The following is a 22,182-nucleotide window of genomic DNA, read 5'->3' as shown; positions in this document are numbered from 1 at the left end:
ATACGGATTTGGATATAACCTGCTGGCAGGAGCTAATATTGCCGGATTTGTAAAAGTGGCAGATGCAATGTATGCACAGGGAATATACTAATTATTAATACTGAATTCAAAATGGGCGAATTTAAAATGGATTCGCCTGTTTTTTATTTTATATGCATTTAAAAATAAAGAATATAAATTTATATAATATTTATATTGAATAAATTTGCGTAGTATATTACTATAGTAAGGTAATATACTTATTCTTATATAAAATAAGGTGTGTGATTAATGGCAAAAATAATAGTGGTTGGTGGCGGACCATCGGGAATGATGGCGGCAATAACTGCTGCAAAAAATAATAAAGACGTTATTATAATAGAAAGAAATGAAAAATTAGGCAAGAAGATGCTTATATCGGGAAAGGGAAGGTGTAATATAACCAATGGAAAAAACATAGATGAATTTTTTAATTATATTCCTGGAAATCCCTATTTCCTGTACAGTTCTCTTTATTCATTTACAAATGAAGACACCATGAAATTTTTTGATAACTTGGGAGTTAAATTAAAAATTGAGAGAGGGGATAGAATTTTCCCAATATCAAATAGATCTTCCGATTTAATTGATGCTATGAAAGATCAACTTATAAAGGAAGGAGTTAAAATAAAACTAAATTCCAGGGTAAAAAAATTTGTCTGCCATGATAAATTGATAAAGTCAGTTCAGCTTGAGGATAATTCTAAAATAGATGGAGATTATTTTATACTTTGTACAGGAGGATTATCTTACCCTAATACAGGTTCCACAGGAGACGGATATAAAATAGCTGAGAATTTAGGTCATACTATAGTAGAGTTGAAGCCTGCTCTTGTGCCTATAGAGATAAAGGAGAGTTGGATAAATCAACTACAGGGACTTTCATTAAAAAATGTAACTTTAAGTATAGTGGATTCTAGAAACAATATTTTGTATAGAGAATTTGGTGAAATGCTGTTTACTCATTTTGGCATATCTGGTCCTATTGTTTTAAGTGCAAGTAGAGTAGTGGAAGATAATGCCAATTTGAAGGCGGTTATAAATTTAAAACCTGCTCTGCAATTTGAACAATTGGATAAAAGATTACAAAGAGATTTTTTGAAGTATTCAAATAAAGATTTCAAGAATTCATTAGAGGATTTACTGCCCAAGAAGTTAATAGGAGTAGTTATAGATTTATCCAGCATAAATCCAAATAAGAAATGTAATTCCATAACAAGGGAAGAAAGATTAAAATTAGTAGATTTATTACAAAATTTTATCATGAATATAAAGGGTCTCCGTCCTATATCTGAAGCAATAGTGACATCTGGTGGAGTAAATACAAAGGAAATAGATCCATCCACAATGAGATCAAAAATAATATCAAATTTGTATTTTGCTGGAGAATTAATTGATGTAGATGGTTATACAGGAGGCTTTAATATGCAGATTGCATTATCTACTGGGTTTTTGGCTGGAACTCAGATAAAGTGATTTTAGGATTCACATAAAAATTGTAATTATCTCATAAAGTAATTTTGTACATGAAGCATGCGTGAATGTATTAAATTAATCCTATAAAATAAAGGATTTTATATTTTTTTATAGAATATATAATAGAATATGTTATGTATAAAATTTTATTTATAGATATAGCTTCACTAGAAAGGCGGAATACTATTTTGAATATATCTGTTGCGATTGACGGTCCTGCAGCTGCGGGTAAAAGTACTATAGCAAATATTATAGCTCATAGATTTAGCCTTGTGTATATAAATACGGGATTTATGTATAGGGCTGTTACCCTTATGTGTATGAAGGAAGATGTATCTTATACAGATGTGCAGGGCGTTTGTGAAATTGCAAAATCACTTGAGATATGTTTTGATGGAGATAGAATTTTAGTGAACGGTAAAGACTTTACAGATCTTATAAGGCAACCTAATATAAGCAGCAATGTGTCTAATTATGCTGCCATTTCTGAGCTGCGAAAATTATTGGTAGACATGCAGCAGAAAATAGCGTCAAAGTGTAATGTAGTCATGGATGGACGAGATATAGGTACTGTGGTTTTAAAAAATGCTCCTTTGAAATTTTTTCTTACCGCCAGTGCCAGTGAAAGGGCTAAGAGAAGGTGTGTAGAGCTTAATAAAAAAGGCATACCTGCAGAATATGATAAAGTACTGGATGAAATAATTAAAAGAGATTATATAGATTCACATAGGGCAGTTTCTCCACTTGTGAAATCAGAAGATGCGGTGGAAATAGATTCTTCTAATCTTTCTATTTTGGAGGTTGTAGAAATTATTTCAAAATACATAATAAAATATATTGAAGGGCATAATCAATAAGATTTAAGGTGAAATTATGAAAATTATACTAGCAGATAAGTCTGGATTTTGCTTTGGAGTAAAGAGAGCTGTGGAAAAAGCTGTAAGTACTCAAAAAAAATTTAAAAAAAATATATATACTTTAGGGCCTTTAATTCATAATAATAATGTAGTAAAAAAATTAGAGGAAAAGGGAATATTTCCTATAGAAAAGGACGATATGAACAATCTTAAAGAGGGAGATGTAGTCATAATACGTTCTCACGGAGTACCTAAATATATATTTACTTTTTTGAAGGATAAAAAAATAAATGTAATAGATGCTACCTGCCCATATGTTTCAAATATACAAAAAAAAGTACAAGAATATTATAAATTGGGGTATTCTATATTAATAGTAGGTGATAAAACTCACCCTGAAGTGATTGGTATAAATGGTTGGTGTGAAAATACTGCAATTGTATCTAAGGATGGATTAGACTTAAATAAACTTTCATCAAGACTTTGCATAGTATCACAGACTACAGAAAGACAATCCAACTGGCAAAAAGTTTTGAGTGTAGTAATCAAACAGTGCAAAGAGTTTATTGCTTTTAACACAATATGTAGCGCCACGGAATTCCGACAAAAATCTGCAGAGGATATTTCAAAAAAAGTTGATATGATGGTAGTACTAGGGGGAAAAAATAGTTCTAATACCACTAAATTATATGAAATATGTAAAAATAATTGTAAAAATACTATTCATGTTGAAAATTCAGGAGAAATACCTGATAATATAATTAGATCTAATAAAATAAAAACTATAGGTGTTACAGCAGGAGCTTCGACACCAGATTGGATAATAAAGGAGGCAATTTTAAAAATGAGTGATGACAAAAATTTGGCATTAAATGAGCAATTATCTTATATGGATAAAAATGATACTCAAATAATATTAGGGGAAAAAATCAAAGGGACTGTAATATCTGTAAATCCAAATGAGGTCTTTTTAAATATAGGATATAAATCGGATGGCATACTTCCTAAATCTGAAATAACCAGAAATGAAGAGGATGATTTGGAACAGCTAATACATCTGGGTGATGAGCTGGAAGTAAAGGTAATACGAAGACAAAATGAAGATGGATATGTAGTGCTTTCTAAATTAGAACTAGAAAGAGAAAATGCATATAGAGAATTAAGAGAAAATAATGGGAAGGATACTATTTTAAAGGTTACGGTAAAAGAAGCCGTAAATGGTGGACTTGTGGCAAATTATAAGGGTGCTAGGGTTTTTATACCGGCTTCCCATGTAGAATTATATCATGTGAATGATCTTTCCCAATATGTGGATAAAGAATTGGATGTAAATATAATTGAATTTAAAGAGGAGAAAAGAGGAACCAGAATAGTAGCTTCGAGAAGAGAACTCTTAAGGGCAGAAAGAGAAAAGATAGAGGAAAAAACCTGGAATATACTTCAAAAGGATACAGTAGTGGAGGGAGAAGTTAGAAGATTAACTGATTTTGGTGCTTTTGTAGATGTACAGGGAGTTGATGGTTTGCTTCATGTATCTGAACTATCCTGGGGAAGAGTAGGTAAGCCAAGCGATGTTTTAAAAATAGGAGATAAGATCAAAGTTTATATATTGGATGTGGATAAGGAAAAAAGAAAATTATCATTATCTATGAAAAAACTTATGGAAAATCCTTGGAATAATGTTGATGTAAAATATCCAGTAGGCAGTGTAGTACTTGGAAAAGTAGTCAGGTTTGCAAGTTTTGGTGCTTTTGTGGAATTGGAACCCGGAGTAGATGCACTTGTCCATATATCTCAAATAAGCCATAAGAGAATAGATAAACCTGAAGATGTGTTAAAGGTTGGTGAAGAGGTAAAAGCAAAAATCTTGGAAGTAAACAAGGAGAATGAAAAAATAGCTTTAAGTATAAAAGAAGTGGATGATATCTAATATAAAATTTTGTAATATAAATGTACTGCTATTCTAAATTTTATACTAAAATTAACTTACTACCTTAGAAATTTAAATATAATTTTATAAAATATTTCTTTTTCTTCAATATATATAGGAAATTAGAGAAATATATAAGTATTCAAAGGTTTCAAAAGTAAATTTTTAATATTGCTATATATATTGACTTTTTCATTATTTTTGATAAAATTTAATTGTTATATTTTATCTAAGGGGGTAAATATGAAAAATGAATGAATTAGGACGGCACATTTTGGCAGAAATCTACGGATGTGATGCTGAAATATTGGATAGCAAAGAATTTATAGAGAAAATAATGGTGGATTCTGCATTAAAGGCAGGTGCTGAAATAAGAGAAGTTGCTTTTCACAAATTCAGTCCACAGGGTGTAAGTGGTGTAGTTATAATATCAGAATCCCATTTAACCATCCATACATGGCCAGAACTTGGTTATGCTGCTGTGGACGTATTTACTTGTGGAGATAGAATAAATCCTTGGGATGCATGCAATTATATGACGGAGAAGTTTAATGCAAAAAATATGACAGCAACTGAGATAAAAAGAGGTATATTCGAACATGTGGTAGAAGTAAAAGCCTCAAATATATAAGAGATCATCGTGTAAGGTGATCTTTTATTTTATAAGGTGAAAATTAAATGTATAAATGTATAAAGCTAATAAAGAAAAATTTAAAATATTTTAGAGAACTAAATAGTAAGCGAACCCTATTTAATTCTTTAAATAAGGATTTTTTTCAGGTCTATGACAATTGTAATTTTATTCAAAAGATGATTCTGAGAAATAAAGTAAAACTTATCAAAAACAATGTCAAATATATAGGCTACATTTGGACAGATATCTATAATAAGAATATTTGCTATATAAATGCTATGAATGTATTATATGGATACAATAATATGAGTAGTTTGCCCTATAAATATTTAATAAATACCATTAAGGAAAATTGCATCATAAGATATTTATGTGAAAACAATGATTATAATTTTAAGCTGTTAAAAAGTGTGGGATTTGAAAAAAAGGAAGGTACATTGATTTTGTATAAGGAACTTCCTGAAAATATGCATTTTATTTTAAATAGAGAACTCGAATTTGAAATGCTGCAGAAAGGTAAAGATGAAGGAAAAAGATGTGAAATACAAAATAAAATATTTCAAGAGGACAATAGAGTTCCCCTTACTTTGGAAGATATTTTTTTTGATGAAGTTCAGGATTATTATTTTGAAAAAGGTGCAGTTTTTTTAAAAAAGAACAATGAATATATAGGATATGGACAGTTTATTATAGAAAATGGTATTCCTGTTATAGTAAATTTTGGTATAATAAAAGAATTCAGAGGGAAGGGATATAGTAAATTTCTCTTAATGTATATTTTGAAATTAATACATTCCAATGGATTCAATAAAATAATAATAAAAGTAAAGAACTCCAATTATATAGCTTTAAATTTGTATAAAAGTGTTGGATTTGAAGTGAAAAAGGAACAATATTATTTGGAGTTAAGGCATGGAGATAATGATTTTTGAATGGAAAAAGGTTAAAACGAGCCACCTGTAAAACAGGTGGCTATAATTAATTATTCTCTTGTATTTTTATATTCTTCTATTGCTATTTTCAATAGATTTACAGCGTCTTTTAAATCATCACAGTTCAAGCAATAGGATATTCTTATTTCATCTTCCCCTAATCCTGGTGTAGCATAAAAACCATTAGCAGGAGCAACCATTACTGTCTTTCCATCCTTTTCAAAATCGGTCAATAAGAATTTTGCAAAGTTTTCCGCATTTTTAACAGGTAATTTTGCAACTACATAAAAAGCACCGCTTGGCTTTTTACATATCACTCCAGGTATTTTGCCAAGGCCTTCCATTAATATGTCTCTTCTTTTTTGATATTCTGCTCTTGTTTCAACAAAATAGCTTTCGGGAGTATCTTTTAATGCAGTAGCTCCAATTTGCTCTACCGTAGGAACGCAAAGTCTAGACTGGCATAATTTCATTACATTGTGAATAAATTCCTTATTTTTTGAGGCAACTAGTCCAATTCTTGCACCACATGCACTATAACGTTTAGATATACTATCCACTACAATTACTCTATCGGCGATGTCCTTTAGACTTAGAATAGAAGTGTAATTTAATCCATCATATACAAATTCCCTATAAACTTCATCTGCTATAAGGTATAAGTCATGTTCCTTAGCTATATCTCCAAGCATTCTGAGCTCTTCTGCAGAATATACTGTACCTGTTGGGTTTCCAGGATTTGAAATCATAAGTGCCCTTGTTTTATCAGTTATTTTACTTTCTATTACGTCTTTACTTGGCAGATGGAATCCCTCTTCTGCTTTTGTCAAATATGGAACCATTTTAGCTGAAGCTGTTTCTGCAAATCCATTGTAGTTTGTATAAAATGGTTCAGGTGAAATTATTTCATCTCCAGGATCGCATATAGTCATGAAAGTTAACATTATAGCTTCACTACCGCCGTTGGTTACTACTAATTCATCTTTAGTAAATTCCGTACCCCATTTTTTATAATACTCTATAAAACTTTCCTGTAATTCATCCATTCCCTGTGATTCTGTATATGCTAGAACACTGGTTTTAAATTTTTCAATTGCCTTAAAAAATAAATCTGGAGTCTTTACATCAGGTTGTCCAATATTTAAATGATACACCTTTATACCTCTTTTTTTTGCAGCAGTTGCATAAGGTGCCAATTTACGTATAGGTGAAAATTGCATGTTTAAAATTCTATTTGATAATTTCATAAGAAATATCCCTCCACTTTTGATTTAAATTAGCTAGGCTATAAAAATGTCGCAATGAAATCTCTTCATTTAATTATATTTTTTATAGGAATATGAATTGATTTTAATTCAAACATACTTTGATTTTGAAAATTATTGAAATAACCCCTATCTCCAATACAATTAGCTCTTAATTTACATTTTTTTTCTTCCAGTTCTTCAGAATTTTTTATATCATACATGATATCCTCTCCTTTTAGAGAAAGTTTAACCCAAAAGGAGAGATTTTATTCTATAAATTAGTAATATTTATAAAGTACTTTTCCAAGTCTTTTAATTCCCTCTACAATTTTGTCTTCTGACATGCATGAATAATTTAATCTGAAATAATTATCACGTGCACTATTCGGGAAGAAAGAACCTCCTGGAACATAGGCTACTTTTTCTTTTAAGGCTTCTTCCAATATTTTTTTTGAACTTAAACCTTCCCTTAATTCAACCCACGCGAACAATCCTCCATAGGGGTTGGTATGCTTAACTTCTTTTGGAAAGTACTCATCTATACTTTGAAGCATAAGAGTTCGACGTTTACCATAAACTTTTTTTATCTCATTTATATGCTCATTTAGATTATAAGTTTTCATAAATAGTGCAGTGGCCCTTTGATCTAAACTGCTAGATTGTAGATCTGCTCCTTGTTTTATTATGACATATTTTTGAAGTATCTCAGGAGCAGCACATATCCAACCAATTCTAAAACCAGGACAAAATGTTTTTGAATATGTGCCAAGGTATATTACCCATCCATCTTTATCAAAACTCTTTATAGAAGGATGAGTTGTACCTTCAAAAATAAGTTCGCCATAAGGATTGTCCTCAATCACAGGAACTTTGTATTCTTTAGCCAGCTCAGCTAACCTTTTTCTTCTGTCATCAGACATGGTTATTCCCGTAGGATTTTGAAAATCTGGAATGGTATAGATCATTTTCACTCTTTTATTTGTTTTGAGTTCTTCCTCAAGTTTTTCAATTATCATACCATTTTCATCCATTTCTATTTCGGTAAATTTAGGTCTGTAGGCATTAAATGCATTGATTGCTCCCATATAACTTGGGCTTTCGCATACTATGGTATCTCCTTCATTTACAAACATCCTTGCGGAAAATTCAATTCCCTGTTGAGAACCGCTGGTTATGATTATATCCTCACCGGTTACATTTACTCCTGAAGCAACCATTCTCTGTTTTGCTATTATCTCTCTTAAAGGTTTAAATCCTTCTGTAGTACTATATTGCATAGTACCAATGCCGTCTTGATCTAAAACATCCTGCATTACTTTTTTCATTTCTCTTACAGGAAACAATTCTGGTGCAGGCAATCCTCCAGCAAAAGAAATTATTTCAGGCATCTCAGTTAATTTTAAAAGTTCCCTTATTTCTGAAGCTTTTAGTCCTTCTGCTCGTTGTGAAAAACTTATCTCCATGAAAAATCCCCCCTAGATAAATATTTGAAATGCAATAATTCCCATATCACCTTCTTCAAATAAATGTATAAATAATGTTACTTTTTTATAAAATGCAATAATACATATTAAAAGTCAAAAAAATCAGAAAAATCATATTGCTGTTATTTGATTTATAAATGTATTATCTTATACTATAATAATATAATTTTTAAGAGAGATTTTCAATAAAAATTTTAATATATTCTATCAATATATATAATAAATATTGATATATTGAACTTAATTGTTAATTTTATTTTACGAATATAAAATATTGGATTAAGAAAACTAATTTAGTATGAATATATATAAAAAACTGAGGTGGAAACTATGAATGATAATAATGATATTGAAATTAAAATTATCGATGAATTAATATACAACATCAATAATAAAAAATATAAGAACAATGATAAATTACCATCAGAAAATGATTTAGCTGATATTTATAAAGTCCCAAGAATAGTGGCTAGAAAAGCTTATGAAAGGTTACAGGAGATGGGTTATATCTATTCCAAACGTGGCAAATTAAAGATACTGCAGTTGCAGAATGTTTACACAAATAGATATTAAGGATATAATTATAAAGTAAAAACAATATGAATTGGAGAACAAGAAATGATAACACAAAAATTCACTGCAGATATGCGATGCTGCAATAAAGATAAAATAGAAAAAACCTTTTTTATTGAGACATGGGGCTGTCAGATGAATGAAGAGGATTCGGAAAAATTGTCCGGAATGCTGAAAAAAATGGGATATATAAGAACGGAAAGTAAAATTAATGCGGATTTGATTATACTCAACACCTGTTGTGTAAGAGAAAATGCGGAACTTAAGGTATACGGACATTTGGGAGCATTGAAAAAGATGAAAAGGGAAAACCCAAATCTTATAATAGCTCTATGTGGATGTATGATGCAGCAAAAGCATATGGCAGAAAACATAATTAAAAAATTTCCCTTTGTGGATATAATTTTCGGAACTCATAATGCTTATAAGTTTCCCCAATATTTGAATACAGTACGCCAGGAAAACAGTTCTGTAGTGGAGATTCAGGATAGAGAGACCGGTATTGTAGAAGGTATTCCAATAGACAGGGAAAGTACTGTAAAGGCTTTTGTAACTATAATGTATGGCTGCAATAATTTCTGTACTTACTGTATAGTTCCCTATGTAAGGGGAAGGGAGAGAAGCCGTAACCCTGTAAATATTGAAGATGAAATAAAAGATCTGGTTTCAAAAGGTTACAAGGAAATTACACTTTTAGGTCAGAATGTAAATTCCTATGGTAAAGATTTGGTTCCAAAGGTAAAGTTCAGCCAGCTGCTGAGGAGAATCAACGGTATAGAGGGACTTGATAGAATTAGATTTATGACATCACATCCAAAAGATTTAACTGAGGATGTAATAGATGCAGTTTTAGAATGTGATAAGGTATGTGAACAAATACACCTTCCAGTACAATCTGGTTCTAATAATATATTAAAAAGAATGAACAGAAATTATTCAAAAGAACAGTACTTGGAGCTAATATATAAAATAAGGAAAAAAATTCCTGAAGCAGCCATTACTACAGATATAATGGTCGGATTTCCGGGAGAAAGTGAGGAGGACTTTGAAGAGACTTTAAATCTGGCAAAAGAAGTAGAATATGATTCCGCTTTTACTTTTATATATTCCAGGAGAAAGGGAACTCCGGCTGATAAATTGGAAGAACAGGTTCCTGAAAATATAAAACATGAAAGATTTAACAGGCTTGTAGAAGTTGTAAATGAATCTTCAGCCAAGAAAAACAAGGTATACGAGGGGAAAATAGAAGAGATACTGGTTGAAGGTCTTAGCAAAAACAATAGTGCGAAACTTATGGGAAGAACAAGAACCGGTAAGCTTGTTAATTTTCAGGGAGATGTAGATTCCATAGGAAGATTGGTAAAGGTTAGAATAAGTAAAGCACATTCTTTTTCACTTTCAGGTAAACAGATATAACAGAAGGAGGAACCAAAGTGACATTGACTCCAATGATGAAACAGTATATGGAGATGAAGGAAAAATACAAGGACTATATACTGTTTTTTAGGTTAGGTGATTTTTATGAAATGTTTTTTGAAGATGCAAAGACAGCAGCTAGAGAATTGGAATTAGTTCTTACTGGAAGGGATTGCGGTTTAAAAGAAAGGGCACCTATGTGCGGTATTCCATATCATGCAGCCAATTCATATGTGGGCCGTTTGATAAACAAGGGCTATAAAATAGCTATATGTGAACAGCTAGAAGATCCTGCTCTTGCAAAAGGTTTGGTGAAGAGGGGTATTATTAAACTTATAACCCCCGGTACTTATACCGATTCTACTTTTTTAGAAGAAAATAAAAACAACTATATAATGTGCTTGTACATAGATAAAAATGAGAATTCAGCACTATGCTTTGCAGATATATCTACAGGAGAATTTGATTGTACAGATACTCCTTTTGATTTATCTATAATTATGGATGAAATATCCAAATATAGTCCAAAAGAGATTTTAGTTCAAGAGGATATTGAAAGCTCATTATTGAGCAAAATAAAGGAATTTTTTAATGGATCCATTACTAAATTAAATATGGATTATTTTTCTCAAAATGTGGAAAAAATATTAAAGGGACAATTTGCAGATTTTAATCCACGAGAATATAAAATTGAAACCATGAAATGCTGCAGTTCTCTTCTTAAGTATATACATGAAACCCAAAAAACTAATTTTTCCCATATAAATAAACTTCAATATTACAATGTAATTGACTATTTGCTTATAGACGGTAATTCTAGAAGAAATCTGGAAATAACAGAGAGTTTGAGGGAAAACAAAAAGAAGGGATCTCTTCTCTGGGTCATAGATAAGACCAATACTGCCATGGGGGGAAGAAAACTTAGAAAATGGTTGGAACAACCGCTTATGGACAGGAATAAAATAATTGAGAGGTTGAATTCCGTAGAGGAACTTTCTGATGACATATCCTATCACGAGGATTTAAGGGAAGCCTTAAAGAATATATACGATGTTGAGAGACTGGTGGGAAAAATATCTTCTAAAAGTGTAAATGCCAGGGAATTGAATTCTCTAAAAAATTCTATAGAGAAGATACCTAATGTGAAATCCATACTGTCGCATTTTAAAACTAAATTATTAGAAAACATGTATGAAAATCTGGATGAATTAAAAGATATATGGTCGTTGATAGATAGTTCCATATTGGAGAACCCCTCAATTTCTTTAAAAGAAGGCAATTTAATAAAGGAGGGCTATAACAGCAAAATAGATGAATTAAGAGAGGTAAAAACTCATGGCAAGGACTGGATAGCTTCTCTTGAACAGAGGGAGAGGGAGATTACCAAAATAAAGTCATTGAAAATAGGCTATAACAAAGTGTTTGGATACTATATAGAAGTGACCAAGAGCAACTTGAGCATGGTACCAGAGGGCAGATACATAAGAAAACAAACTCTTTCGAATGCGGAGAGATATATAACTCCAGAATTAAAGGAAATGGAAGACAAAATTTTAGGAGCAGAAGACGAATTGATATCTTTAGAGTATAATACCTTTATAGATATTAGAAATGCAATAGAAAAGGAAATTAATAGAATGCAGACCTCCGCCGAAATAATTGCCCAAATTGACTGCTTGAGCTCCCTGGCAAAAGTGGCCGTGGAAAATAATTACTGTAAACCTGATATTACTCTTTCAGATAAAATATCAATAGAAGAGGGCAGACACCCTATAGTAGAGAAGATGATACCCTCGGGAGAATTCATATCAAATAATACCAATATGGACGCTTCTGAAAATCAACTTCTTTTAATAACAGGACCCAATATGGCAGGCAAATCCACTTATATGCGGCAGGTAGCCCTAATTGTAATTATGGCTCAAATAGGATGCTTTGTTCCAGCTAAAAGGGCATCTATATCTATCTGCGATAAGATATTTACCAGAATAGGTGCATCTGATGATCTATCTTCGGGTAAAAGTACCTTTATGGTAGAAATGTGGGAAGTTTCAAATATATTGAAAAATGCTACTAACAGAAGTTTAATCTTATTAGATGAAGTCGGCAGGGGAACCAGCACTTATGATGGCCTCAGCATAGCCTGGTCCGTAATAGAATATATATGTAAGAACAATAAGTTAAAGAGTAAGACACTATTTGCAACTCATTATCATGAGTTGACTAAATTGGAAGGTACGATAAGTGGGGTTAGAAATTACTGTGTATCTGTTAAAAAAGTAGATAACAATATAGTATTTTTAAGAAAGATTATAAAAGGCGGGGCAGATAAGTCCTATGGTATTGAAGTTGCAAAGCTTGCTGGACTTCCTGAGAAGGTCTTGAAAAGAGCCCAGGAAATATTAGATAGCCTGGAAAATGAAAAATCCTGTGACTCTGTACGAAGTAAAAATACATTTATTAAAAAATCGGATGAAGCAGAAAATAATAATACTTTAAAAAATAAAAAAAATATTAAGTTAAATAGACAATTGGGGTTTTCAGATATGGAAAAAGAAGCCTTGATTAAGGAAATTAAAAATATAGATATATTAAATATGACACCTATGGATGGTTTTAATAAACTTTATGATATAATAAAAAGAGTGAAGTCTATATAATTTTAAATAAACAAAGGATTGATATACCATGAAAAGGATAAATCTTCTGGATATAAATACTTCAAATAAAATTGCCGCAGGAGAAGTTGTGGAAGGTCCTTCCTCTGTAGTAAAGGAATTACTTGAAAATAGTATAGACTCGGGTGCTAAAAATATAACTGTAGAAATTGAGGAAGGCGGAGAAAAATCCATAAAAGTACTGGACGATGGCTGCGGAATACATCCAATGGACATAGAAAAGGCCTTTATGCCCCATGCTACAAGTAAAATAAGCAGTGTAGAAGATCTGGAAAAGGTAAACACCATGGGATTTAGAGGTGAGGCTCTGGCGAGTATAGCTGCGGTATCCAATGTAATTCTTAAGAGCAGAACCGCTCAGTTTGATTCAGGTATGGAAATAAAAATAAATGGCGGGAAACTAGAAGGTGTTCAACACAGTGGATGCAATCCTGGAACTTCAGTTTTAGTGAAAAATTTATTTTTCAATGTACCTGCAAGGCAAAAGTTTTTAAAATCTCCCGGTAGAGAAGCTGCGGGAATTTCAGACATAATAAGCAGGCTTTCCTTGGCTAATGCGGATATTTCTTTTAAATTTTTTAAAAACGGCAAAAAATCTATCACCACCTATGGCTCGGGAAACGTAATGGATGTTGTACGGTGTATATATGGCAAAAATATTTACGAAAATGTAATTCCTATAGAAAAACACGGTGACATAATTTCAATTTACGGATATATAGGAAATTCTGAAATAAGCCGTGGCAGTAGAAATAATCAGAGTCTATTTGTAAATAAAAGATATGTTAAGAATAAATCCATAGCTACAGCTGTGGAAAAGGCATTTAAATCTTTTATTACTATAAATAAATTTCCTTTTTTTATATTGTTTATAGATATATTTCCTGAGTTTATAGATGTAAATGTTCATCCTGCTAAATGGGAAGTAAAATTCAGTGACTCTGGAATGGTATTTAAATTTGTATTTGATGCCGTTCATGAAGCCCTTAGGGACAGTTTGAAGGATTCTTTTACTATTGAGCCTGATATTGAATCCACCCATGTGAGGGAAATCCAGATTCCGGTTGATTTAGAGTCTTTAAATAGTAAAAATTATTTAAATTCAGACAGTGAAAAGAAAGAGTATAATAATTTTATCAATGAAAATGCTGGTAGATTTCGAGAACATGAATCGAATCTATATAAATCCCATTATCCTAATCTACAGATAGATTCAGCAGATGAGGTGAATGGGAAAACTAAGCATAGGGAGAATGCAATTGCTAAATTTCCACCTCTTGAAATAATCGGTCAGTTTCACAATACTTATATAATAGCAGAGGACGGGAATAATTTATACATGGTAGATCAACATGCTGCCCATGAAAAAATTCTCTTTGAAAAATATAAGAAAAGTATTCAAAAAGGTGATATACTGTCCCAAGTATTAGCCACACCGGTAGTTATGGAACTTACACCTATTGATTATAATTATTATATGGAAAATGAAAATGTATTTAAGAAAACTGGGTTCAAGGTAGAATTATTTGGAGATACGGCTGTGAGCATAAGGGAAGTACCTATGATACTCGGAAAACCGGATATTAAAAATTTATTTATGGATATGATTGACAATTTAAAAAATATGGGATCCGGAGAACCCTGGGAAGTAAAATATCTTTCCATAGCAACACTTGCCTGCAAAGCTGCTATTAAGGCAAAAGATCATCTGTCGCATATGGAAATGAAAAGTTTACTTGAAGAATTGAGGTTTATAGAAGATCCTTATACTTGTCCTCACGGAAGGCCCGTTATAATAAAATTTACATTAAATGATTTGGAGAAAAAATTCAAGCGAATACAGTGAGGGGAAAGATATGCAAAATTTATTTATATTAGCAGGCCCTACTGCAGTGGGGAAAAGTGATATATCCATAGAAATTGCCAAAGAATTAGATGGCGAAATAATATCTGCAGACTCTATGCAAATATACAAATATATGAATATAGGTTCTGCAAAAATTACAGTAGAAGAAATGAAGGGAATACCACATCACTTGATAGACTTTATTGAACCCGACAAAAGTTTTAATGTATCAGAATATAAAAAACTGGCTGTAAAAACTATAGATGGGATATGTAAAAGAAACAGACTTCCAATGTTAGTAGGAGGTACAGGTCTTTATATTAATTCTCTTATATGCAACTATGATTTTACAGATGCTAAGATAGATAAAAATTACAGAAGATACCTTCAAAAATTAGCTGGGGATCAGGGGAGAGAGTATGTACATTCTCTTTTAAAAGATGTAGATAGGTTATCCTATGAAAAACTTTATCCCAATGACTTAAAAAGGGTCATTAGAGCTCTAGAAGTTTATAAACTTACGGGAAAAACCATAGGTGAATTTAATACTGAAAATCATTTATGCAAGATACCATATAAGATATATTATTTTGTATTGACTATGGATAGAGCTAAATTATACCAGAGAATTAATAAGAGAGTGGATATAATGTTGGAAAGGGGACTCATAGATGAAGTCAGAAATTTAAAATCTATGGGATATACAGCAGATATGCAATCCATGAAAGCTATAGGATATAAAGAAATACTAAGCTATTTAGAAGGTAAGATATCTTTAGATGAAGCTATATATTTAGTTAAAAAGGGAAGTAGAAATTATGCTAAAAGGCAATTGACATGGTTTAGAAAAGACAAAAGAGCCATATGGATAGATGAAGATGATTTTAATTGTCGTAGTGAAATAGCTGATCATATAATAAATAAATTTGAATCCATACAGTAGTTTTAAATTTAACTGTAATAGGATTCATTGATACTGAAAATTTTTGCGATATCTATAGAATTATATAATAAAAATTATGGAGGGTGAGAGCTATGAGTAAACCAGCTAATAATTTACAGGATATTTTTTTAAATGGTGCGAGAAAAAATAGAATTTCAGTTACCATATATTTGACCAATGGATTTCAAATTAAGGGAACTGTAAAGGGATTTGACAATTTTACAGTCATATTAGATTGTGCTGGCAAGCAGATGATGGTATATAAACATGCAATTTCCACTATTACACCCATAAGGTCAATCTTATTTAATGCGCAAATTGAAACGGAAGATTATAAAGAGTAACTAAAAATATCAAGTAATTAAGCTATTGTGAAATATAGAGAGGAATAGGTGCTGCCTATTCCCTTTCTGTGTGCTTTTATTGTAATATATATCACTCATTATATTTAGGGAGGTACCAATATTGTTAGATATAACTAAGGAAAAACTCAGAAAAGCATATAAAATAAGTGAAAAAATAATTGATCTATATGAAAAAGCCTTAGAGGATATAAGGGATCAATTTAAATACTATGATGAAATAAGGGAATACAATCAAATAAAAGTTTTAGATGCACTGCAGAAGGAGAGAATAAGTGAAGCACATTTTACCAATTCATCAGGGTATGGGTATGGTGACATAGGTAGAGATTCTTTAGATAAGGTATATGCAGATGTATTCAATTCAGAGAGTGGACTCGTAAGACCACATTTTGTAAATGGAACCCATGCCCTTTGCTGTGCAATATTTGGAAACTTACGTCCCGGAGATACGATGCTTTCCGTATGTGGTACTCCCTATGACACTTTACATAATTTAATAGGCATAGGCACTAATAAAAAAAACATGGGCTCTCTTGTGGAATATGGTATAAATTATGAACAGGTGAACTTAACCGAGGATAATAGGATAGACTTCGAGAGCATAGAAAAGCATCTTAAAAAAAATGACAGTATAAAATTAGTACATATACAGAGATCCACCGGCTACGGTTGGAGAAAATCTCTTCTTGTATCTGAGATTAAGAATATAATTGATTTTGTAAAGAAGATAAGACCCAATGTAATATGCTTTGTAGACAATTGCTACGGTGAATTTATAGATACTTTAGAGCCCACAGATGTAGGCGCTGATCTAGCAGCAGGCTCACTCATAAAGAATATAGGTGGTGGAATAGCACCTACAGGTGGTTACATAGTTGGCAAAGAGGAATATGTAACTCAAGCCTCATATAGATTGACTGTTCCAGGAATAGGAGGGGAGTGCGGTTCAACCTTTGGAGTCATGAGGCTTTTATACGAAGGATTATTTCTAGCTCCACATATCTCCATAGAAGCAGTAAAGAGTGCTATTTTTTGTGCTAGAATTATGGAATTAGCAGGATTTGAAGTTCTGCCTAAGTACAATGATAAAAGAAGTGATATAATACAAGCAATTAAATTCAATGATAAATCGAAATTGATAAACTTCTGCAGAGCCATTCAAAAAGGATCACCAGTGGATTCATTTGTTAAATGCGAGCCCTGGGATATGCCGGGATACTCAGATCAAGTTATAATGGCTGCAGGTGCTTTTGTACAGGGATCCTCTATAGAACTATCTGCAGATGCCCCTATAAGAGAGCCTTATATAGGATATCTTCAAGGTGGATTGACTTTTGATCATGCCAAAGTAGGGATACTTGTGGCTCTATCAAACATATTATAGAACATAAGGTTAAAACAGAGATTTGCTTCTTAATAAACAGATCTCTGTTTCAGATTGTTTACAATTGGATTAATATTTTCTGTATATGCCTACTAATTTACCTATGATTTTACAATCATCTACTATAATAGGGGACATATTCTTATTTTCTGGCTGCAGCCTTATGCTGTTCTTTTCTCTGAAAAATCTTTTTAGAGTGGCCTCGTTTTCAATCAAGGCTGCAACTATATCACCATTTTCAGCAAAATTAGTCTGCTCTAGTATGGAGAAATCACCATCTAGTATGCCTGCATCTATCATGCTCTCTCCCTTTACTTTTAACATAAATAATTTTTTATCATTTTTAATATAATCCATGGGAACAGGGAAAAAATCTTCTATATTTTCAGTGGCTAAAATAGGCGTGCCAGCAGCTATATCTCCTATGATAGGTATATCTATCATTTCTTTTTGAGGAATTGATTTTTCTACGATTTCTATAGTCCTAGATTTAATTCCGTCCCTCTTTATAAAGCCTCTTTTTTCCAATTTTTCAAGATGGTTGTGAACAGTGGAAGTAGACCTTAAGCCAACAGCTGCACATATTTCTCTAACAGAAGGAGGGTACCCTTTTTCTCTAATCTGAGATTTTATAAATTCGTATATCTGAAGCTGTCTATTATTACTAGAATTTTTCATAAAAAACACTCCTATACTTTATTTATTAGAAGTCTATCAAATTCATTACAAAGTGTAAAGTTAGACAATAGAATCACTTGATGTGAATTATATCATAGAAGTTGACAAATATCAAACTTATGTTCTATACTAATTTTGTTACATAATAGTTAGATAGTAAGAAGGAGATATTATGAAAAATTATTATTGTATACTTGATAAAAATAAACTGTGCGATAACTGTGGTGAATGTGATGTATGTGATTTGGATCCAAATAAAAAATGTGATAATTGTGGAAAATGTCTTGAAATGGAAGGATATGATATGAAAGCCATAAAAATTGATGATATTATAGACGATAAAAATGAATCCAGAGAATATGAGAGAGAGGAGAAGAATTATTACTCAGATGATTTTCATTCTCATTATTCCGAAGAGAATTCCAGTATTGAATTTATAGAAGATGTAGACGGATTGAAAGAGGCCTTAGAAAATAAGGAGATTTTTGATAAAGTTGCATATGAAGAATATCCTGGGCTTATAAGAGTTCAAAAAAAGCATAAAAATAGCAAGTAGTGTTTTATATCCAAATTGAGACCGGAAGAAAATTCCGGTCTTTTGCTATTTTTCTTCACTTAAAGGGTTTGATTTTACTGCTTCTCTGAGTTTTTCGTCATCCACATGGGTGTAGATCTGAGTAGTGGATATATTTTCGTGGCCCAATATTTTTTGAAGGCTTCTTATATCTACATTGCCGTATTTGTACATGAGGGTAGCCGCAGTATGTCTCAATTTATGGGGGGTATACTTTTCACTATCTAGGCCGGCATTTTTCAAATATTTTTTTAACATTAACTCTACAGTTCTTTTGTTTATTCTGTTGTAATTCCTGCTTATGAAAAGAGCATCTTTATTTTTTATCTTATTATAATATTTATTTCTTTCTTTAACATAGATATCAAGAGCTTCCATGCAGGCCCTGTTTAGATATATAGTCCTTTCTTTATTTCCCTTTCCAACTACAGTCAAGGTGTCATCTTTAATATTTGAAATATTTATACCGCATAATTCAGATAATCTCATCCCGCAATTTAAAAAGAAAGTTATTATACAATAATCTCTTTTTTTGAACTTTCCATCTACAGCTCTTAATAAAGCTCTGCTTTCGCCTAAGCTCAAATAAATTGGATTTCTTTTGCTTATTTTAGGTGATTCCAATTCCAGAGCAGGGTTTTCATCTATTATCTTGGCCTTATTGCAGAGATATTTAAAGAAGGATTTTAGAGCTGCTACTTTTCTGGCCCTGGTATAACTTCCGTTATTTCTATAATTCTCGGTAAAGGATATAAACGCAAACAGATCACTTAAATCTATCTGTCTTATAAAATTTTCATCTATATCGTTTATTTTTATTTTTTTAAATTCATAGTTTCCTTTAATGAGACCTTTGTAAAGTTTTAAGAATCTAAAAAACATGGTAAGATCCACTTTATAGCCATTTAATGTATTTTTTGATTTTCCCCTAATGGTTCCAAGATAGTTTAAGAAGTCATTTAGACATTTGGGAAGCCTGGGATTGTAAACATGTTTTAGGTTATACTGCATAAAGTCTTCTCCTTTCCAAAAATAACTTTAACTTCGCTAAATGATTATTTAGCGAAGTTAAGTATTCTATAAAAGCTGTTCAAAATCCTTCTTTTATTGTACTAAATTTATAATTTTTTTATCCAAATAAGCAAAACACATGTTAATTTAAGAATTACTTGATAACAAATTTTTCACACAATATGAATTAAAGCTTGTTTTGCAAATATATTGTGCTAATTTGTAAAAAACTGCTTATCAATAAAGTTATAAATGAATTTTTATTTCTTAAATAATTCATTTTAAGTTAAATGAACTTATTAACATATTGTGGAAATAAAGTGGACATTTATAAAATTGAAATATTTCCACAATATGGTGATAAATGTGTGGATTCATTTTTCCCCTATTTTTTCCTATTTTCTTGTGAGAAGCGTACAAACTTAGGAATTTAAAAAGAATGGATTTATTTGTAGAATAAGAGAATAAAAAATGCTTTAATGTATAAATTCTAAAGTTATATGTTTTTAAAATTATTTTTTTTAACAGAATTTATATTTAGTGTTAATTCTTATATACATAATATTTATTAAATAAACTAAAAAATAAATACAAAAAAGACCCTCAACAAAATATGAACTGACCTCCCATAAGTTAGATTTTTAGGTCTAACTTATGGGGGTCATATCAGGTCTTTTATTTATTTCTGTAATTTTTTAGATTTTAAATCAGTATAAAAAAATTATAACTATACGGGAAGAGTATCTCCCCCATAAGGTATAAGAGCAATCCTTGGATTATCTACACTTAATTTATATGCAAGCTCAACTGCATTTTTCAATGATTTAACTGGAATAAATCCAAATTTACGAACTATTTCATCTTCAAGGGAAGATACAAGGAATATTTTTCTATGTTTTGATGAATACAAAGTTTTATAAGCTGCATACCCTGGAACTGTAAAATCCTTTTTTAGTGCGGTTTCCATATCATTTAGAGTTTTATATTTAAACAACTTTGTAAACTCATCTGTGCCTACGCCTTCTCTGCACTCTGCAATTACAATCAATACACTGTCTTCCACACCTGCATACAAACTATTCCCAATAGTTTTGACGGACTGGTATAAATTTATGTCCTTTGGATATCCTCCTGCCGAAGCAATGGTAATATCTGCTTTTTCTTTGACTTTTATTGCATATAGCTTTCTTATTGTATTACATCCCCTCATCCATGCTTTTTCAAAATCCCCAGCTACAAACTCCACAAAGTTTCCATTAGTGTCAAGTACTGCATTTATCAAGAAATCTACAGAAACTGTCCTGCATATTTCCGTAATATCTTCACGCATGGGATTCCCCTTGATTTTATTTGCTCTCGCATCTAGATTTAATCCAGAATTTTCTCCATTATTAAAAACCAATTTATGATTATGTTGAATTGTTTTAATGCCTGCAACTCCGGGCACTATGCTTTTAGCTCCTCCACCGAAGCCTGCAAATAAGTGAAATGTAATGCCTCCTATAAGAATAACTCGGTCTGCATCCACCACTTTTTTATTTATATATTCGGGAGTTCCAAAACTGGATATTCCAATATAATCCAATTCATCAGCATTTTTGCTGTCATGATTATATATTTTTATTCTCTTATATAGTTCTTTTCCTACAATAGATATTTTTTCACCCTCTGTGTCAGCTCTGTGTGTTCCAACTGCTATAATGGTTGAAATGTCTTCATCTTTAATTCCTAGTGAATTCAGATAATTTACCACATAAATCAAAAATTTATTAATCTTTATCCATAATCTTGTAATGTCCGAAACTACAAGTAAAACTTTTTCTCCAGGTTTAACTATCTCGCTGAGAGGTTTCGAGCCTATGGGATTTTCAATTGACTCAATGATTTTAGCTTTTATATTCTCAATATGTTCTGTTTTATTGGGAAGAATGCTAGTTATTTTTCCTTCTAAATTTATTTCGATATTTCTATTCCCATATTTAAAATTATATAAGCTCAAATTGCATCATCTCCAAAATATTCATTTTTAGCCTTGAGCATAACTCTAAGGTCTTTATTTCCTTACCAATAAATATTGCTTCCAGTATATTTTCTTTAATTCTGAGTCTTCTTTTCTAATATTTACTTTAACAATTA

At 31.3% G+C, this 22,182-nt stretch carries 19 protein-coding genes; 13 read left to right on the top strand and 6 right to left on the bottom strand.

The features are described 5' to 3' along the window. The first annotated feature begins 270 nt into the window (after positions 1-270). From LN736_RS11710 to LN736_RS11690, 5 genes are all read left to right on the top strand, one after another. On the top strand, positions 271-1,494 hold the full coding sequence (locus tag LN736_RS11710; protein ID WP_150359071.1) for a BaiN/RdsA family NAD(P)/FAD-dependent oxidoreductase: 1,224 nt from the start codon (positions 271-273) through the stop codon (positions 1,492-1,494). A gap of 188 nt (positions 1,495-1,682) precedes the next feature. After that, complete coding sequence (gene cmk, locus LN736_RS11705; RefSeq protein ID WP_150359029.1) at positions 1,683-2,351, top strand: (d)CMP kinase; 669 nt, start codon at positions 1,683-1,685, stop codon at positions 2,349-2,351. A 16-nt stretch (positions 2,352-2,367) separates the two neighbouring features. Continuing rightward, positions 2,368-4,281: a bifunctional 4-hydroxy-3-methylbut-2-enyl diphosphate reductase/30S ribosomal protein S1 gene (locus LN736_RS11700; RefSeq protein ID WP_229981574.1), complete on the top strand. Its 1,914-nt coding sequence runs from the start codon at positions 2,368-2,370 to the stop codon at positions 4,279-4,281. Between the two features lie 250 nt (positions 4,282-4,531). Continuing rightward, positions 4,532-4,912, top strand: a complete 381-nt coding sequence (speD, locus tag LN736_RS11695; RefSeq protein WP_150358939.1) for an adenosylmethionine decarboxylase — start codon at positions 4,532-4,534, stop codon at positions 4,910-4,912. Positions 4,913-4,959: 47 nt separating this feature from the next. Beyond that, positions 4,960-5,847 (top strand): GNAT family N-acetyltransferase, encoded by an 888-nt coding sequence (locus tag LN736_RS11690; protein WP_229981573.1) that lies wholly within the window; start codon positions 4,960-4,962, stop codon positions 5,845-5,847. 50 nt (positions 5,848-5,897) lie between these two features. On the opposite strand, the gene LN736_RS11685 is transcribed toward LN736_RS11690, so the two are convergent. The 3 genes from LN736_RS11685 to LN736_RS11675 form a co-directional block, all read right to left on the bottom strand. Next, the gene (locus tag LN736_RS11685) at positions 5,898-7,094 is read right to left on the bottom strand and encodes a pyridoxal phosphate-dependent aminotransferase (RefSeq protein WP_229981572.1); all 1,197 of its coding nucleotides are present in this window, start codon (positions 7,092-7,094) and stop codon (positions 5,898-5,900) included. Between the two features lie 65 nt (positions 7,095-7,159). Then, positions 7,160-7,315: a hypothetical protein gene (locus LN736_RS11680; protein ID WP_179977354.1), complete on the bottom strand. Its 156-nt coding sequence runs from the start codon at positions 7,313-7,315 to the stop codon at positions 7,160-7,162. A gap of 57 nt (positions 7,316-7,372) precedes the next feature. Next, positions 7,373-8,557, bottom strand: a complete 1,185-nt coding sequence (locus LN736_RS11675) for an aminotransferase-like domain-containing protein (protein WP_179977355.1) — start codon at positions 8,555-8,557, stop codon at positions 7,373-7,375. Positions 8,558-8,908: 351 nt separating this feature from the next. Between LN736_RS11675 and LN736_RS11670 the strand changes: the two genes are divergently transcribed. The 7 genes from LN736_RS11670 (at position 8,909) to LN736_RS11640 (ending at position 17,783) form a co-directional block, all read left to right on the top strand. Further along, on the top strand, positions 8,909-9,151 hold the full coding sequence (locus LN736_RS11670) for a GntR family transcriptional regulator (protein ID WP_150358944.1): 243 nt from the start codon (positions 8,909-8,911) through the stop codon (positions 9,149-9,151). 72 nt (positions 9,152-9,223) lie between these two features. Next, positions 9,224-10,567, top strand: a complete 1,344-nt coding sequence (gene miaB, locus LN736_RS11665) for a tRNA (N6-isopentenyl adenosine(37)-C2)-methylthiotransferase MiaB (protein ID WP_229981576.1) — start codon at positions 9,224-9,226, stop codon at positions 10,565-10,567. Positions 10,568-10,584: 17 nt separating this feature from the next. Beyond that, a complete protein-coding gene (mutS, locus tag LN736_RS11660) occupies positions 10,585-13,227 on the top strand; it encodes a DNA mismatch repair protein MutS (RefSeq protein ID WP_179977356.1) in 2,643 nt (880 codons plus the stop codon). Positions 13,228-13,255: 28 nt separating this feature from the next. Beyond that, the gene (gene mutL / locus LN736_RS11655) at positions 13,256-15,091 is read left to right on the top strand and encodes a DNA mismatch repair endonuclease MutL (protein ID WP_229981571.1); all 1,836 of its coding nucleotides are present in this window, start codon (positions 13,256-13,258) and stop codon (positions 15,089-15,091) included. Positions 15,092-15,101: 10 nt separating this feature from the next. Beyond that, positions 15,102-16,034, top strand: coding sequence for a tRNA (adenosine(37)-N6)-dimethylallyltransferase MiaA (miaA, locus tag LN736_RS11650; RefSeq protein WP_150358744.1), 933 nt, complete (start codon positions 15,102-15,104; stop codon positions 16,032-16,034). A gap of 92 nt (positions 16,035-16,126) precedes the next feature. Next, a complete protein-coding gene (gene hfq, locus LN736_RS11645; RefSeq protein ID WP_150358745.1) occupies positions 16,127-16,378 on the top strand; it encodes an RNA chaperone Hfq in 252 nt (83 codons plus the stop codon). A 121-nt stretch (positions 16,379-16,499) separates the two neighbouring features. Beyond that, complete coding sequence (locus LN736_RS11640) at positions 16,500-17,783, top strand: methionine gamma-lyase family protein (RefSeq protein ID WP_229981570.1); 1,284 nt, start codon at positions 16,500-16,502, stop codon at positions 17,781-17,783. Positions 17,784-17,852: 69 nt separating this feature from the next. Here the strand turns inward: LN736_RS11640 and lexA are convergent, their stop codons facing one another. Further along, positions 17,853-18,461, bottom strand: coding sequence for a transcriptional repressor LexA (gene lexA / locus LN736_RS11635; RefSeq protein ID WP_150358747.1), 609 nt, complete (start codon positions 18,459-18,461; stop codon positions 17,853-17,855). 172 nt (positions 18,462-18,633) lie between these two features. Between lexA and LN736_RS11630 the strand changes: the two genes are divergently transcribed. Continuing rightward, positions 18,634-19,017, top strand: a complete 384-nt coding sequence (locus LN736_RS11630) for a hypothetical protein (RefSeq protein WP_229981569.1) — start codon at positions 18,634-18,636, stop codon at positions 19,015-19,017. Between the two features lie 45 nt (positions 19,018-19,062). On the opposite strand, the gene LN736_RS11625 is transcribed toward LN736_RS11630, so the two are convergent. Both LN736_RS11625 and larAH10 read right to left on the bottom strand, forming a co-directional pair. After that, positions 19,063-20,046 carry a tyrosine recombinase XerC gene (locus tag LN736_RS11625; protein WP_150358749.1) on the bottom strand — a complete coding sequence of 328 codons (984 nt, stop codon included), beginning with the start codon at positions 20,044-20,046 and terminating at the stop codon, positions 19,063-19,065. 727 nt (positions 20,047-20,773) lie between these two features. Further along, positions 20,774-22,045: an NPN-dependent 2-hydroxyacid racemase, LarAH10 family gene (gene larAH10, locus LN736_RS11620; RefSeq protein WP_150358758.1), complete on the bottom strand. Its 1,272-nt coding sequence runs from the start codon at positions 22,043-22,045 to the stop codon at positions 20,774-20,776. Between the last annotated feature and the right edge of the window lie 137 nt (positions 22,046-22,182).

This window comes from Clostridium aromativorans (genome assembly GCF_020908015.1).
Taxonomy (GTDB): Bacteria; Bacillota; Clostridia; order Clostridiales; family Clostridiaceae; genus Clostridium_B; species Clostridium_B aromativorans.
The sequence above is the reverse complement of the archived record's forward strand: the minus strand, read 5'-3'. Positions and strand labels throughout refer to the sequence as shown.